Raw genomic sequence first — 14,744 nt, forward strand, 5'->3', positions numbered from 1 at the left:
GGACGACGTTCGGGCGAAGCGGGTTCCGGTGGATTACGCCTCTCATTCGTCGCAGGTGGACGATCTGCGCGAGGAACTCCTGGATGTGTTGGCGCCGGTGACACCGCGGGCCGGTGAGGTTCCGGTGTATTCGACGGTGACGGGCAGGGTCGAGGACGGCTCGGCGATGGGCGCGGAGTACTGGTTCGACAATCTGCGCAACCCGGTCGAATTCGCCGACGCGGTGGAACAGCTGAGGGCTGATGGGTTCGGCACGTTCGTGGAGTGTTCGCCGCATCCGGTGCTGACGATGGCCCTGCCCGACGACGTCGTCGCGGTGGGTTCGCTGCGGCGTGACGAGGGCGGACTCGACCGGCTGCTGCTCTCCTTGGGCGAGGCGGTCGTCGCCGGTGTGGAACCGGACTGGAACGCCGTCGTCCCCGGCGGTCACCGTGTCGACCTGCCGACATACCCCTTCCAGCACGAACGGTTCTGGCCGCGGCGCGTCACCGCCCCGGCGGGATCCCCGGCGGGCTTCGGTCAGGGCGCCGCGGGGCACCCGTTCCTCGGCGCGCTCGTCTCCCTCGCGGACGGCGACGGTGCCGTGCTCACCGGTCGGATCAGCCTCGACGAGCATCCCTGGCTCGCCGACCATGTCGTCGCGGGACGGCTCGTGGTGCCCGGGACCGCACTCGTCGAACTGGCCTTGTGCGCCGGTGACCACACCGCCGCACCGCACATCGAGGAACTGACCCTCCAACGGCCGCTCATCCTGCCCGAACAGGGCGCGCTGAGCCTGCAGGTGTCCGTCGGCCCCGACCACGACGGGCGCCGCAGCGTGGCCGTCCATTCGCGACCGGACGCCGACGACGCACCGTGGACCCGGCACGCGGACGGCCGCCTGACCACCGTCGCCCCCGAAACGCCCGCCCACGACGGTGTGCCACCGGAGGTCGCCGAGGAGATCGCCGTCGACGGGCTGTACGCACAACTGGCGAGCCACGACCTCGGCTACGGGCCCGCGTTCCAAGGGCTGCGCCGCGCCTGGCGCGACGGTGACGACGTACTCGCCGAGGTCCGCCTCGACGACACCGACCACGTCACCGCGGAGCGATTCGGCCTGCACCCCGCGGTGCTCGACGCCGCCCTGCACGCCATCGCGCTCGGCGAATTCGTCACCGAGGCCACCCGCGGCGGCCTGCCGTTCTCGTTCACCGACGTCCGACTCTCCGCCACCGGCGCCACGGCCCTCCGGGTCCGCATCAGCGCAGCAGGCCCCGACACGGTCACCGTCACCGCCACCGATCCCGAGGGCACGCCGGTCGTGCGCATCGGCGGTCTCGCGGTGCGGCCGCTCGACGCCGCCGCGCTCGCACCCGCGACCGGCGCGGCCCTGTACGCCGTCGACCACACACCCGTCGACCACCGGACATTCGACACCGGCGTCCTCGCCGAGACCCCGGACGCCACCGGAGCGCCGCGGATCCTCGACGTCGACGACCAGCCGACCGCCGAGATCCTCGCCGCCGTGCAGGACCACCTCGCCGACGAGGGCAGTGGTCTGCTCGTCGTCCGCACCCGCAGCACCGTCGCAGGTGCCGCCGCACGTGGCCTGGTCCGCACCGCCGCCAACGAGAACCCCGGCAGGCTCGCACTGATCGACACGGACGGCACTCTCGACGCCGTCGTGGTGGCCGACGACGAGCCGGAGCTGGTCGTGCGCGGCGGTCGTGTGCTCGCGCCGCGGCTCGTCCGGGCCGAGGCGGCTCCGGTGGTGGAGCCGTTCGGTGGTGGTTCGCGGGTGTTGGTGACGGGTGGTACGGGGCGTTTGGGTGCTGTGGTGGCGCGGCATCTGGTGGTTGCTCATGGTGTTGGTGAGGTGGTGTTGGCGGGTCGTCGGGGTGGTGATGCTCCGGGGGTCGAGGCGTTGGTGGGGGAGTTGTCGGCGTTGGGGGCGTCGGCGCGTGTGGTGGCGTGTGATGTGGCTGATCGGGGTGCGGTGGCTGCGTTGTTGGCCGAGTTCCCGGTGACGGCTGTGGTGCACGCCGCGGGAACCCTCGACGACGGGCTCGTCACCGACCTGGACGCCGACCGCCTCAACGCCCTGTCCGCTCCGAAACTCGACGCTGCCCGCAACCTCGCCGAACTCGCCGGAGACCTCGACGCCTTCGTGCTGTTCTCCTCCGCCGCGGGCGTGTTCGGCAACCCCGGACAGGCCGGCTACGCCGCCGCCAACACCGCACTCGACGCCTTCGCCGTCGAACTGCGCGCTCAGGGCGTGCCCGCGACGTCGCTGCCGTGGGGCCTGTGGGCGGGCGCGAGCGACATGACCGGCCACCTCGACGAGACCCAGCTGCGCCGCACCGCCCGCGGCGGCGTGCGCGCGCTCACCGACGCCGACGCACTGGCGCTGTTGAGCGCCGCCGTGCGCACCGACGCCCCCGTGCTGCTGCCGCTCGACCTCGACCTCGCAGCGGTGCGGGCGGCCGGTGAGGTCCCGCCGTTGCTGCGGTCCCTGGTTCCCGCACCGCGCAAGAAGGCCGCGACGCCGGACACGCCCACGTCGGAACTCGGACCGGCGGCCGCGGTGGAACTGGTCCGCGCCACCACGGCGGCCGTCCTCGGGCACGACGGTGCCTCCGCGGTCGATCCGGAACGGGCGTTCGCCGACCTGGGGTTTGACTCGCTGACCGCGGTGGAGCTGCGGAACCGGTTGGCCACCGCCACCGGCCTGCGACTGCCCGCGACGCTGGTGTTCGACCACCCGACGCCGCAGGCGCTCGCCGCCCACATCGCAGGCGACGCGCCCGCCCGCCGCACCGGCACCGTCACCCGGCCCGTGGACGAACCGATCGCGATCGTGTCCATGGGCTGCCGCTACCCGGGCGGCATCGCCTCGCCCGACGATCTGTGGGACCTCGTCGCGGGCAACCGCGACGCCGTCGGTCCGTTCCCCGCGGACCGTGGCTGGGATCTCGCCGCACTCACCGGCGGCCGTCCCGACATCCACGCGGGCGGGTTCCTCGCCGAGGCCGCCGACTTCGACGCCGGGCTGTTCGGCATCTCGCCGCGCGAGGCGCTGGCCATGGACCCGCAGCAGCGGCAACTGCTCGAGGTCTCGTGGGAGACGTTCGAACGCGCAGGCATGGATCCGCACGGACTGCGGGGCAGCCGCACCGGCGTGTTCGCGGGCGTGATGTACCAGGACTACGCCTCCCGGCTCGGCTCCGTACCCGACGGCGTCGAAGGGCACCTCGGCACCGGCAACTCCGCCAGCGTGGTGTCCGGCCGCGTCTCCTACACGTTCGGTCTCGAAGGCCCTGCGGTCACCGTCGACACGGCCTGCTCGTCGTCGCTCGTGGCCGTGCACCTCGCGGCACAGGCGCTGCGGACAGGCGAGTGCGACCTCGGCCTGGCGGGCGGTGTCACCATCATGTCCACGCCGGGCGTGTTCGTCGAATTCACCCGCCAGCAGGGACTGTCCGCCGACGGGCGCTGCCGGTCGTTCGCCGACGGCGCCGACGGAACCGGCTTCTCCGAAGGCGTCGGGCTGGTCCTGCTGGAACGGCTCTCCGACGCCCGCCGCAACGGTCACCCGGTGCTGGCGCTGCTCCGCGGCTCGGCGGTCAACCAGGACGGTGCGTCCAACGGCCTGACGGCACCCAACGGCCCGTCGCAGGAGCGGGTGATCACCACGGCGCTGGAGTCCGCCCGGCTCCGGCCTGCCGACGTCGACCTCGTCGAGGCGCACGGCACCGGTACCGTCCTCGGCGACCCGATCGAGGCTCAGGCCCTCATGGCCACCTACGGCCGTGATCGCCACGTGCCGCTGCAGCTCGGGTCGGTGAAGTCGAACCTCGGCCACACTCAGGCCGCGGCGGGCGTCGCCGGCATCATCAAGTCGGTCCAGGCCATGCGCCACGGAGTGGTTCCCGCGTCGCTGCACGTGGACGCCCCGAGCACGCGGATCGACTGGAGCGGGGGCGCGGTGGAGCTGCTCACCGCGAACCGCGACTGGCCCGCCGTCGACCGGCCGCGTCGCGCGGGTGTGTCCTCGTTCGGGATCAGCGGCACCAACGCCCACGTCGTCCTCGAACAGGCAGGCGCGGACCCCGACGCCTCCGCACCGTCCCCGCAACCGGACGACGGTCCGCACGCGTGGGTGCTGTCGGCCCACGACGAGACCGCGCTGGCCCAGCAGGCCCGGCGGCTCGCCGCACACCTGACCGACGAGCCGGCGGCCGACGTCGCCCGCACGCTCGCGGCGACCCGCGCCCGCCTGCCGCAGCGTGCCGTCGTCGTCGGTGACCGGGACCGGCTGCTGCACGGACTCGCGGCGTTCGACGGCCCCGGAGTCGTCCGCGGTACCGCGGCACGGGGACGTACCGCGTTCGTGTTCACCGGTCAGGGAGCCCAGCACGCGGGCATGGGCCGCGAGCTGGCGGCCGCGTACCCGGTGTTCGCGCGGACGTGGGAAGCCGTACTGGCGCTGTTCCCGGAGCACGTGCGCGACGAGCTGACGGGCGGCGGGGAGCGCATCGGCGAGACCGAGTTCGCCCAGCCCGCACTGCTGGCCTTCGAGGTCGCGCTGGCCGGCCTGCTCGAGTCGTGGGGCGTGACGCCCGACGTGGTGATCGGACACTCGGTCGGTGAGATCGCCGCGGCCCACGTCGCCGGGATCCTCACGCTCGAGGACGCCGCGGAGCTGGTCGTGCGGCGCGGTGCCCTCATGGCGTCGGTGCGTGACCGTGGGGCGATGGCCGCCATCGATTCCCCGGCCGCCGACGTGGACCTGCCCGAGGGCGTGGAGATCGCAGCCGTCAACGGCCCGCGGTCCACTGTGGTCTCCGGCGACGAGGACGCCGTGCTGGCCGTGCTGGCCGCGGCGAAGGAACGCGGAGTCCGGGCGACCCGGCTCGACGTAAGCCACGCGTTCCACTCCGCCCACATGGACGAGGTGCTTCCGGAGTTCCGTGCGTTCCTCGACACCGTGACCCTGTCGGCTCCGGTCGTCGAGTTCGTCGGCGTGGCCGGGGACTCCGAGGCCCGGAACCCCGAGAGTGTCGAGTACTGGGTCGCCAACATCCGAGAGACCGTGCGGTTCGCCGACGGCGTGTCCCGGCTCGACGCGGCCCACGTCCTCGAGGTCGGCCCCGATGCGGCACTCGCACCGCTGGTCGAGGGCTGCGTTCCCGCACAGCGGACCGACCGTGACGAGCGCACGGGCCTGCTGGAGGGCCTCGCCACGCTGCACGTCGGCGGTCGTGACGTCGACTGGGCCCGGCTCACTCCGCACGCGCGGCTCGTGGACCTGCCCACCTATGCGTTCCAGCACACCCGCTACTGGCTCGACGCCGAACCCGTGCCCGTCGAGCCGTGGCTGCACCGCGTCGAATGGGACACCATCACCCTCGGCGAACCGACCACCGAGCCGGTCGCCGTTCTGGGGGAGGCGCCCTGCGACCACCGCCGCATCGACTCCCTCGACGAACTCGCCGACGAGACCCTGCTGCTGGTCGACCCCGACCCGGCGCTGATCACCGAAGCGGTCGGCAGGGCCACGAGGACCTGGGTGGTCAGCTCCGACGCGGCCGTGCTGGCCGTCGCCAGGGTCGCCGCCCTCGAACACCCGGACCGCGTCGGCGGCACGATCACCGTCACCGACCCCGCGGGGTGGGCGGACGTCCCGCGGGTCCTCGCGGGCACCGAGGACCAGGTTCGACTCGGCGGCCGCGCCGCGGCGCGCAGGATCGTGCCCGCCACGCCGACGCGATCCTGGCGTCCGCGCGGCACGGTGCTGATCACGGGAGGCAGCGGGGCGCTCGGGACGGAAGCCGCCCGGTGGGTCGCGGCCGAGGGCGCCGACGAGGTCGTGCTCGTCAGCAGGAGCGGTGCGGACGACGCCGTGTTGGCCGACCTCCGCGCCACCGCCGGGACGACCCGCATCGTCTCCGTCGCCGCCGACGTCACCGATCGGGACGCCATGACGGCGGTCGTGGCCGACCACGCGCCCGACGCCGTCGTCCACACCGCGGGCGTCTCCCACGTCGCGCCGCTGACAGGGACGATCCCGGAGGACTATGCCCGCGTCGCCGCCGCCAAGGTGGCCGGCGCGCGGATCCTGCACGACGTCACGGCCGACCTGGACGCGTTCGTCGTCTACTCGTCGATCGCCGGGGTGTGGGGCAGTGGTGAGCAGGCCGCGTACGCCGCGGCGAACGCGGCGCTCGAAGACCTGGTGGCCGAACGCAGGGCCGCCGGGCTGCCCGCCACCGCGATCGCCTGGGGCCCGTGGGCGGGTGACGGTATGGCGGGCGGTGACACCGGTGCCGACCTGACGCGCCGCGGACTGCGGCCGATGGAGCCGCGGCGGGCCGTCGAGGCCCTGTCCCGTACCGGGGAGCCGTTGCTCGTCGTCGCCGACGTCGACTGGGCCCGGTTCACCGACACGTTCACCGCGACCCGCCCCAGCCCGCTGCTCGCCCGTGTCACGCCCGAGACCGGCGACGCTGCGACCGCGGACGACAGCGCGCTGCGCACCGAGCTGGCAGGCCTCGCCGACGCCGAGGTCCGCAGACGGCTGACCGACCTCGTGCGCACCAGTGCGGCCGCCGTGCTCGGCCACGCCTCGACCGAGCCGGTTCCGGTGGCGACCGCGTTCCGCGACCTCGGCTTCGACTCGCTGACCGCCGTCGAACTGCGGGACCGGATCGCGGCGGCCACCGGGTTGACGCTGCCCGCGACGCTGGTGTTCGACCATCCGAGCTGTGGTGAGCTGGCCGAACATCTCCGCGTGACGCTGCTCGGCGGCGCGGAAAGGGGCCGGGTTCGCCGCGCGGAGGCCGCCGACGAACCGATCGCCGTGGTCGGCATGGCCTGCCGTTTCCCCGGCGGCGCCGACTCGCCCGAAGCGCTGTGGCAACTGCTGGCCGACGGTCGCGACGCCGTGCGCCCCTTCCCCGAGGACCGCGGCTGGGACACGTCCGCGCTGTTCGATGCGGACCCCGACCACCACGGCACCAGCTACGCCACCGAGGGCGGGTTCCTCGACGGCGTGGCCGATTTCGACGCCGCGTTCTTCGGCATCTCCCCACGGGAGGCGCTGAGCGCCGACCCGCAGCAACGACTGCTCCTGGAGACCTCGTGGGAGGCGCTGGAACGTGCGGGCATCGACGCCCACACCCTGCGCGGCAGTGCCACGGGCGTGTTCGTCGGCACCAACAGCCAGGACTACGCGACCCTGCTCGGGCATTCGACCGAGGCCGTCGAGGGGTACGTGGCCACCGGCAACGCGGCGAGCGTGATCTCCGGCCGGATCTCCTACGCCTTCGGGCTCGAAGGTCCCGCCGCCACCGTCGACACGGCGTGCTCGTCGTCGCTCGTGGCCCTGCACTGGGCGGCGCAGGCATTGCGGTCGGGTGAGTGCGACCTGGCGCTGGCGGGCGGAGCGACCGTGATGTCCACGCCCGGTGCGTTCGTCGAGTTCTCCCGGCAGCGCGGGCTGGCCGCCGACGGCCGGTGCAAGCCCTTCGCCGCCGCGGCCGACGGGACCGGCTGGGGCGAGGGCGTGGGTGTGCTGCTCGTGGAGCGGCTGTCCGATGCGCGCGCCAACGGTCACCCGGTGCTCGCGGTGGTGCGAGGCTCGGCGGTCAACCAGGACGGTGCGTCCAACGGGCTGACGGCTCCGAACGGGCCGGCCCAGCAGCGGGTCATCGGCCAGGCGCTGGCGACGGCGGGCCTCGAACCGTCCGATGTGGATGTCGTCGAGGCACACGGCACCGGGACGGCGCTCGGCGACCCGATCGAGGCACAGGCCGTGCTCGCCACCTACGGCCGGGACCGCAGCAACCCGCTGTTGCTGGGCTCGGTGAAGTCCAACCTCGGCCACACGCAGGCCGCGGCCGGCGTGGCCGGGGTGATCAAGACGATCGAGGCGCTGCGTCGCGCCGAGGTGCCCGCGTCGTTGCACGTCGACGAGCCGAGCACACACGTCGACTGGACGGTGGGTGCGGTGGAACTGGCCACCCGGCACACGCCGTGGCCGGAGACCGGCAGGCCGCGCAGGGCCGCGGTGTCCTCGTTCGGTATCAGCGGCACGAACGCCCACGTGGTCCTGGAACAGGGCGAGCCCACGCCCGCGCCGGAGGTCACCCGGGAGATCCCGTTCGTGCTGTCCGCGCGATCCGAGGCAGCGCTGCGCGCCCGCGCGGCCGACCTTGCCGACGTGTTGCGGACCGCGCCGGGTCTCGCCCGGACGCGCATCGCCCAGGCGCTGGCCACGACCCGTACCCACTTCGAGCACCGGGCGACGTGGCCGCTCGACGTCGATGCCGACGTGCTGGCCGAGGGGCCGCTCGTGACGGGCGACGCCACCACCGCGGGCAGGCTGGCGTTCCTCTTCCCCGGCCAGGGCAGCCAGCGTCCCGGATCCGGGGCGCAGCTGTACGCCGCCGACCCGGTGTTCGCGGCCGCGTTCGACGAGGCCTGCGCGCACCTGGACGAACATCTCGACCGGCCGTTGCGCGAGGTCGCCCACACCGGCGACGCGGAACTGCTGGGGGAGACGGCGTGGACGCAGCCGGTGCTGTTCGCCCAGCAGGTCGCACTCCACCGGCTCGCCGAGTTCCACGGCGTCGTACCGGACCTGCTGCTCGGGCACTCGATCGGCGAGGTCGCCGCCGCCCACGTCGCGGGCGTGCTCGACCTCGCCGACGCGGCGGCACTCGTCGCCGCCCGGGCGAGTCTGATGCAGTCGGTCACCACGCCCGGCGCCATGGCCTCGGTCGCCGCCGGGGAGGACGAGGTGCGGGCCGTTCTCCCCGAGGGAGCGGACATCGCCGCCGTCAACGGTCCACACGCGACGGTCGTCTCCGGCGACTGCGAGGCCGTGGCCGCCGTGGTGGAGTACTTCACCACGGCCGGGACGAAGGTGCGCGAGCTGCGGGTGAGCCACGCGTTCCACTCGGCGCACCTCGATCCGGTGCTCGACCGGTTCCGCGACGTCCTCACCGGCCTGACTTTCCACGAGCCCCGCATCCCGGTGGTCTCCGACGTCACGGGCGCGGTCGCGACCGAACTGACCGACCCGGAGTACTGGGTCCGGCAGGCCCGCGAGGCGGTACGTTTCCACGACGGACTGGTGTGCCTGCGCGAGGCGGGTGTCACCGCCGCGCTCGAGCTCGGGGCCGACGGCGGGCTGTCGTCGCTGGCCGCGGCCGAGTTGTCCGCCGCGGTCCCGTTGCTGCGGGACGGGCAGCCCGGCCGCGGCGAACCCGACGCCGTGACGGCGGCGCTGGCCGCGCTGTACGTCGCCGGCTTCGACGTCGACTGGACCGTGCTCGGCCCGGCGCCGCGCGACGTCGTACTGCCGACGTATCCGTTCCAGCGCGAGCGGTTCTGGCCGCGGTCGTTCGCCGCCGGCACCGGCGACGCGGGGGCCGCAGGCCTCGGGTCCGCAGGCCATCCGCTGCTGGGCGCCTCGGTCCCGGTGGCAGGCAGCGACCTGCGGGTGTTCACCGCGAGGTTGTCGACGCGGACCCATCCGTGGCTGGCCGATCACCGGATCGGCGGGGACGTGCTGTTGCCCGGGACCGCGTACGTCGACCTGGCGGCACACGTCGGTGACGAGGTCGGCTGCCCGCACGTCGCCGAGGTCACCCTGGCCGCTCCGCTCGTGCTTCCCGCGGACGGCGCGGCGGTGGACCTCCAGGTCAACGCGGGCGCGCCGGACGAACGCGGGACCCGGACCCTCGCCGTCCACTCCCGGCCCGCGGGTGATCCCGACGCCGCATGGACCGCGCACGCCGAGGGCGTGCTGAGCCCCGAACTGCCCGGGGTGCCCGCCCCCGCGGGCGAGTGGCCGCCACCCGGCGCCGAACCGGTGGACCTCGACGGCTTCTACGCGCGGCTCGCCGATGCGGGCTTCGACTACGGACCGGTGTTCCGGGCCCTGCGCGGCGCCTGGCGCTCGGACGGTGCCGTGCACGCCGAGGTCTCCCTGCTCTCGGGTCCGGACGGCCGGGGCGCCGACGCCGCGCAGCACCGTGCCGGTACGGACGCGGCCGAGCACGGCCTGCACCCCGCGTTGCTGGACGCGGCGTTGCAGGCCGCCGCGCTGGACGGCGGGGACGGCGGGGTGCCCTTCGCGTTCACCGGCGTCGCCCTGCACGCCACCGGGGCGGACGCGCTGCGGGTGACACTGCGCCGCTCGCCGACCGGCGCGGTCTCCCTCCGGGCGGACGACCCGGCCGGCGCCCCTGTCGTGACCGTCGACGGGCTCGCGTTGCGCGCACCCGTCGCTGCCGAGACGCCCACCGACGCCGCCCTGCTCCACCTGACGTGGACCCCGGCCGCGGCGTCCGACACGGACCCGGCCGGTACGGCACGGCCCGGCGCCGCACTCCGATGGGCGGTACTCGGCACCCCGCCTGCGGCCGAGGTGCCGCCGGCCGTGGTCGCCGACGACCTGGACGACCTCGCCGCCGCGGGGTCCGAGGGCGTGCTCGACTACGTCGTCGCACCCGTCACGGGGCACGTCGATGCGCACGCGGCGACCCATGCCGCGCTCGACCTGGTGCAGCGCTGGCTGGCCGACGACCGGTTCGCCGACGCGCGACTGGTCGTGCTCACCGTCGGCGCGAGCCTGGATGCGCCGGACGTCGGGCACCTGCCGGGAACGGCCGTGCACGGTCTCGTCCGCTCGGCCCAGTCGGAGAACCCGGACCGGCTCGTGCTCCTCGACCTGGACCGCGCGGACGCGGAACTGCCCGCGGCCGCGCTGCACCTGGCCGCCACGGAACCGCAGCTGGCCGTGCGCGACGGCGTTCCGCACGCCGCTCGGCTGGTCCGCGCCCCCGAGGCCCCGCCCGCGGGCGGCACCTGGCGGCTCGCCGCGGGTGCGGACCGCACGGTCGACGCCGTCCGCGCCCTGCCTGGCACGGCCGATCGCGCGCTCGCCGAGGACGAGGTCCGCCTGGCGATGCGGGCTGCCGGCGTCAACTTCCGCGACGTCCTCATCGCACTGGGCATGTATCCGGGCGACGTGCCGATGGGCAGTGAGGGCGCCGGAGTCGTGCTCGAGACCGGTCCCGGCGTCACGACACTGCGGCCCGGACAGCGCGTGTTCGGCCTCGTACCGGAAGCGTTCGGCCCCACCGCGATCGCCGATGCGCGCATGCTCGCCGAGGTCCCCGACGACTGGTCGTTCGAGGACGCGGCCGCGGTGCCGCTGGTGTTCCTCACCGCCTACTACGCGCTGCGGGACCTCGCCGACCTGCGCGAGGGCGAGTCCGTCCTGATCCACTCCGCCGCGGGCGGGGTGGGTATGGCCGCGGTGCAGCTGGCGCGTCACTGGGGCGCCGAGGTGTACGGCACGGCGAGTCCGTCCAAATGGGATGCGGTGCGAGAACTGGGCGTCGACCACCTGGACTCGTCGCGCGACCTCGGTTTCGCCGACCGATTCGGACCCGTCGACGTGGTACTCAACTCGCTCGCCGGCGAGTTCATCGACGCCTCGCTGGGGCTGCTGGCCGACGGCGGCCGGTTCCTCGAGATGGGCAAGACCGACCTGCGCGACCCCGACGGCGTGCACTACCGGTCGTTCGACCTCATCGAGGCGGGCCCGGAGCGCATCGGCGAGATGTTGACCGAGCTGGTCGGACTCTTCGCCGAGGGTGCACTGCGGCACCTGCCTCGCCGCCACTGGGACGTACGGGAGGCAGCGGCGGCGTTCCGGTTCGTCAGCCAGGCCAGGCACGTCGGCAAGGTGGTTCTCACCGTGCCGCGCCCGCGCGACCCCGAGGGCACGGTGCTGGTCACCGGAGCGACCGGCGCGCTCGGCGCTCGCGTGGTGCGGCATCTCGGCGAAGGAGGTGCCCGTCACCTGCTGCTCGCCAGCCGCAGCGGCCCCGCGTCCCCGCGGGCGGCGGAGCTGGCCGACCTCGGCGCCCACGTCGTGGCCTGCGACCTGGCCGATCGCGACGACGTCGCGGCGCTGCTCGCGTCGATCCCCGACGAACACCCGCTGACGGCCGTGGTGCACGTCGCGGGCGTGCTCGACGACGGCGTCGTCGGGGCGCTGAATCCCGACCGCGTGGACCGGGTGTTCGCGCCGAAGGTCGAGGCCGTCACGATCCTGCACGAACTCACCTCGCACGCCGATCTGGCCGAGTTCACCGTGTTCTCGTCCGCCGCGGGAGTGTTCGGTGGTGCGGGACAGGCCAACTACGCCGCCGCCAACGCCTACCTCGACGCGCTGGCACGCCACCGGCGGGGACTCGGCCTGCCGGCCACGGCCCTGGCGTGGGGACTGTGGGACGAGTCCGAGTCGATGGCGGCCGAGCTCGGTTCGGCCGACCGTGGCAGGCTTTCCCGCGCCGGTGTCGGCGCACTGTCCACTACGGACGCGTTGCGGCTGCTCGACGCGGCGGTCGAGGCACCGACCTCCGCGGTGGTCCCGATGCACCTCGACCTGGCGGCACTGCGCAGTGCTCCGGAGGCCGCTCCGCGACTGCTGCGCGACCTCGTGGGCCCCGCGAGGACGTCCCGCAGGCGCGCGGGCCGTGCCGGCGACACCGCGGCACCGGGGGCGGCGCAGGGACTGGCCGAACGGCTGGCAGGACGCCCCGCCGACGAGGCCGACCGCACCCTGCTCGACCTCGTCCGCACCCACGTCGCAGGCGTCCTCGGACACGGCAGCCCGGAGGCGGTCGACCCGCGCAGGGCGTTCAAGGACATCGGCTTCGACTCGCTCACCGCCGTGGAACTGCGCAACCGGCTCACCGGCGAGACCGGGCTGCGACTGTCCGCAACGCTGATCTTCGATCATCCGACGCCACAGGAACTCGTCGAGCACCTGCGCGGCGAGCTGCTCGGTTCGGCCGACGCCGCCCCGGCCGTCCCGGCACGGAGCGATACCGACGAACCGTTGGCCATCGTCGGACTGGCCTGCCGCTTCCCCGGAGGGGCCGACACTCCCGAACAGCTGTGGGCGATGTTGGCCGAGGGCAGGGACGGCATCGGCCCGTTCCCCGTCGACCGCGGCTGGCAGATGGACGCCCTCTACGACCCGACGCTGCAGCGCCCCGGCACGACTCACGTGCGTGAGGGCGGCTTCATCCACGGCGCGGGCGAATTCGATGCGGCGTTCTTCGGGATCTCCCCGAGGGAGGCACTGGCGATGGACCCGCAGCAACGCCTGCTGCTCCAGACCACCTGGGAGGCACTGGAACGAGCGGGCATCGACCCGCAGGCGCTGCGCGGGACCGACGCGGGCGTGTTCGTCGGTGCCGCCACCGCCAACTACGGAGCCGGCCTGCCCGCCCTGCCGGACGGTGTGGAGGGACACCTGCTGACCGGCACGGCCACGAGCGTCGCGTCGGGCCGGGTGTCCTACACGCTCGGCCTCGAGGGGCCCGCGGTCACCGTCGACACGGCGTGTTCGTCGTCGCTCGTCTCGCTGCACCTCGCCGCGGCCGCACTGCGGTCGGGGGAGTGCTCGCTGGCCCTCGCGGGCGGTGCGACGGTGATGGCCGTCCCCGGCGCGTTCACCGAGTTCTCGCGGCAGGGCGGCCTGGCGCCGGACGGCCGGTGCAAACCGTTCGCCGAATCCGCCGACGGCACCGGCTGGTCCGAAGGCGTGGGCATGCTCGTCGTGGAACGACTGTCCGAGGCGGAGCGCCGCGGGCACCGGGTGTTGGCCGTGCTCCGCGGTTCCGCCGTGAACCAGGACGGCGCGTCCAACGGGCTGACGGCGCCGAACGGGCCGTCGCAGCAGCGGGTCATCCGCTCGGCCCTCACCACGGCAGGCCTCCGGCCCTCCGATGTGGACGCCGTCGAGGCGCACGGAACCGGAACGCCGCTCGGCGATCCGATCGAGGCGCAGGCGCTGCTCGCCACCTACGGTCACGAGCGGGATCGTCCGCTCCTGCTCGGCTCGGTGAAATCCAACCTCGGCCACACGCAGGCTGCGGCGGGTGTCGCCGGGGTCATCAAGATGGTCATGGCGTTGCGTCACCGCATGATTCCGCAGACGCTGCACGTCGACCGGCCGTCCACACGGGTGGACTGGGCCGAAGGGGACATGCGACTGGTGACCGAACCCGTCGACCTCAGCGCTGAGGACCGGACCCTGCGCGCCGCCGTGTCGTCGTTCGGCATCAGCGGCACCAACGCGCACGTCGTCCTCGAAGAGGGCCCCGCGCCGGCCGCTGCGGCCCCTGACCACGAGCCCGCCGCGTCGACCGTGCCGTGGGTGCTGTCCGCCAGGACCACGCCCGTACTGCGGGACCAGGCCGCACGGTTGCTGGCCTCGGTCGGCGACGCGCAGGCCGCCGACGTGGCGTGGTCACTGTCGACGACGCGTGCGTCGTTCGACCGGCGGGCCGCGCTCGTCGGTGACCGGGACACGCTGGTGGACGGCCTTCGTGCGCTGGCCACCGGCGGCACGCACCCGTCCCTTGTGGAGGGTTCGGCGGGGGAGCCGGGTCGGCTGGTGTTGGTGTTTCCGGGTCAGGGTTCGCAGTGGGTCGGCATGGCTCGGGACCTGGCTGCGGAGTCTGCGGTGTTCGCCGGGCGTCTGGCGGAGTGTGAGGCGGCGCTCGACGGGTTTGTGGAGTGGTCGTTGTCGGATGTGCTGGCTGACGTCGAGTTGCTTGAGCGGGTGGATGTGGTGCAGCCGGCGTTGTGGGCTGTGATGGTGTCGTTGGCGGAGGTGTGGCGGTCGTGGGGCGTGGAGCCGGCTGCCGTTGTTGGCCACAGTCAGGGTG

1 protein-coding gene is annotated in these 14,744 nt (G+C 74.0%); it reads left to right on the forward strand.

Annotated features, from left to right (window positions below; translation table 11 throughout):
- Positions 1-55: 55 nt before the first annotated feature.
- Positions 56-14,744: SDR family NAD(P)-dependent oxidoreductase (locus LY13_RS25065; RefSeq protein ID WP_308216400.1), on the forward strand; the 14,689-nt coding region annotated here is incomplete at its 3' end.

The organism is Prauserella aidingensis (assembly GCF_024171865.1).
Lineage (GTDB): Bacteria > Actinomycetota > Actinomycetes > Mycobacteriales > Pseudonocardiaceae > Prauserella > Prauserella aidingensis.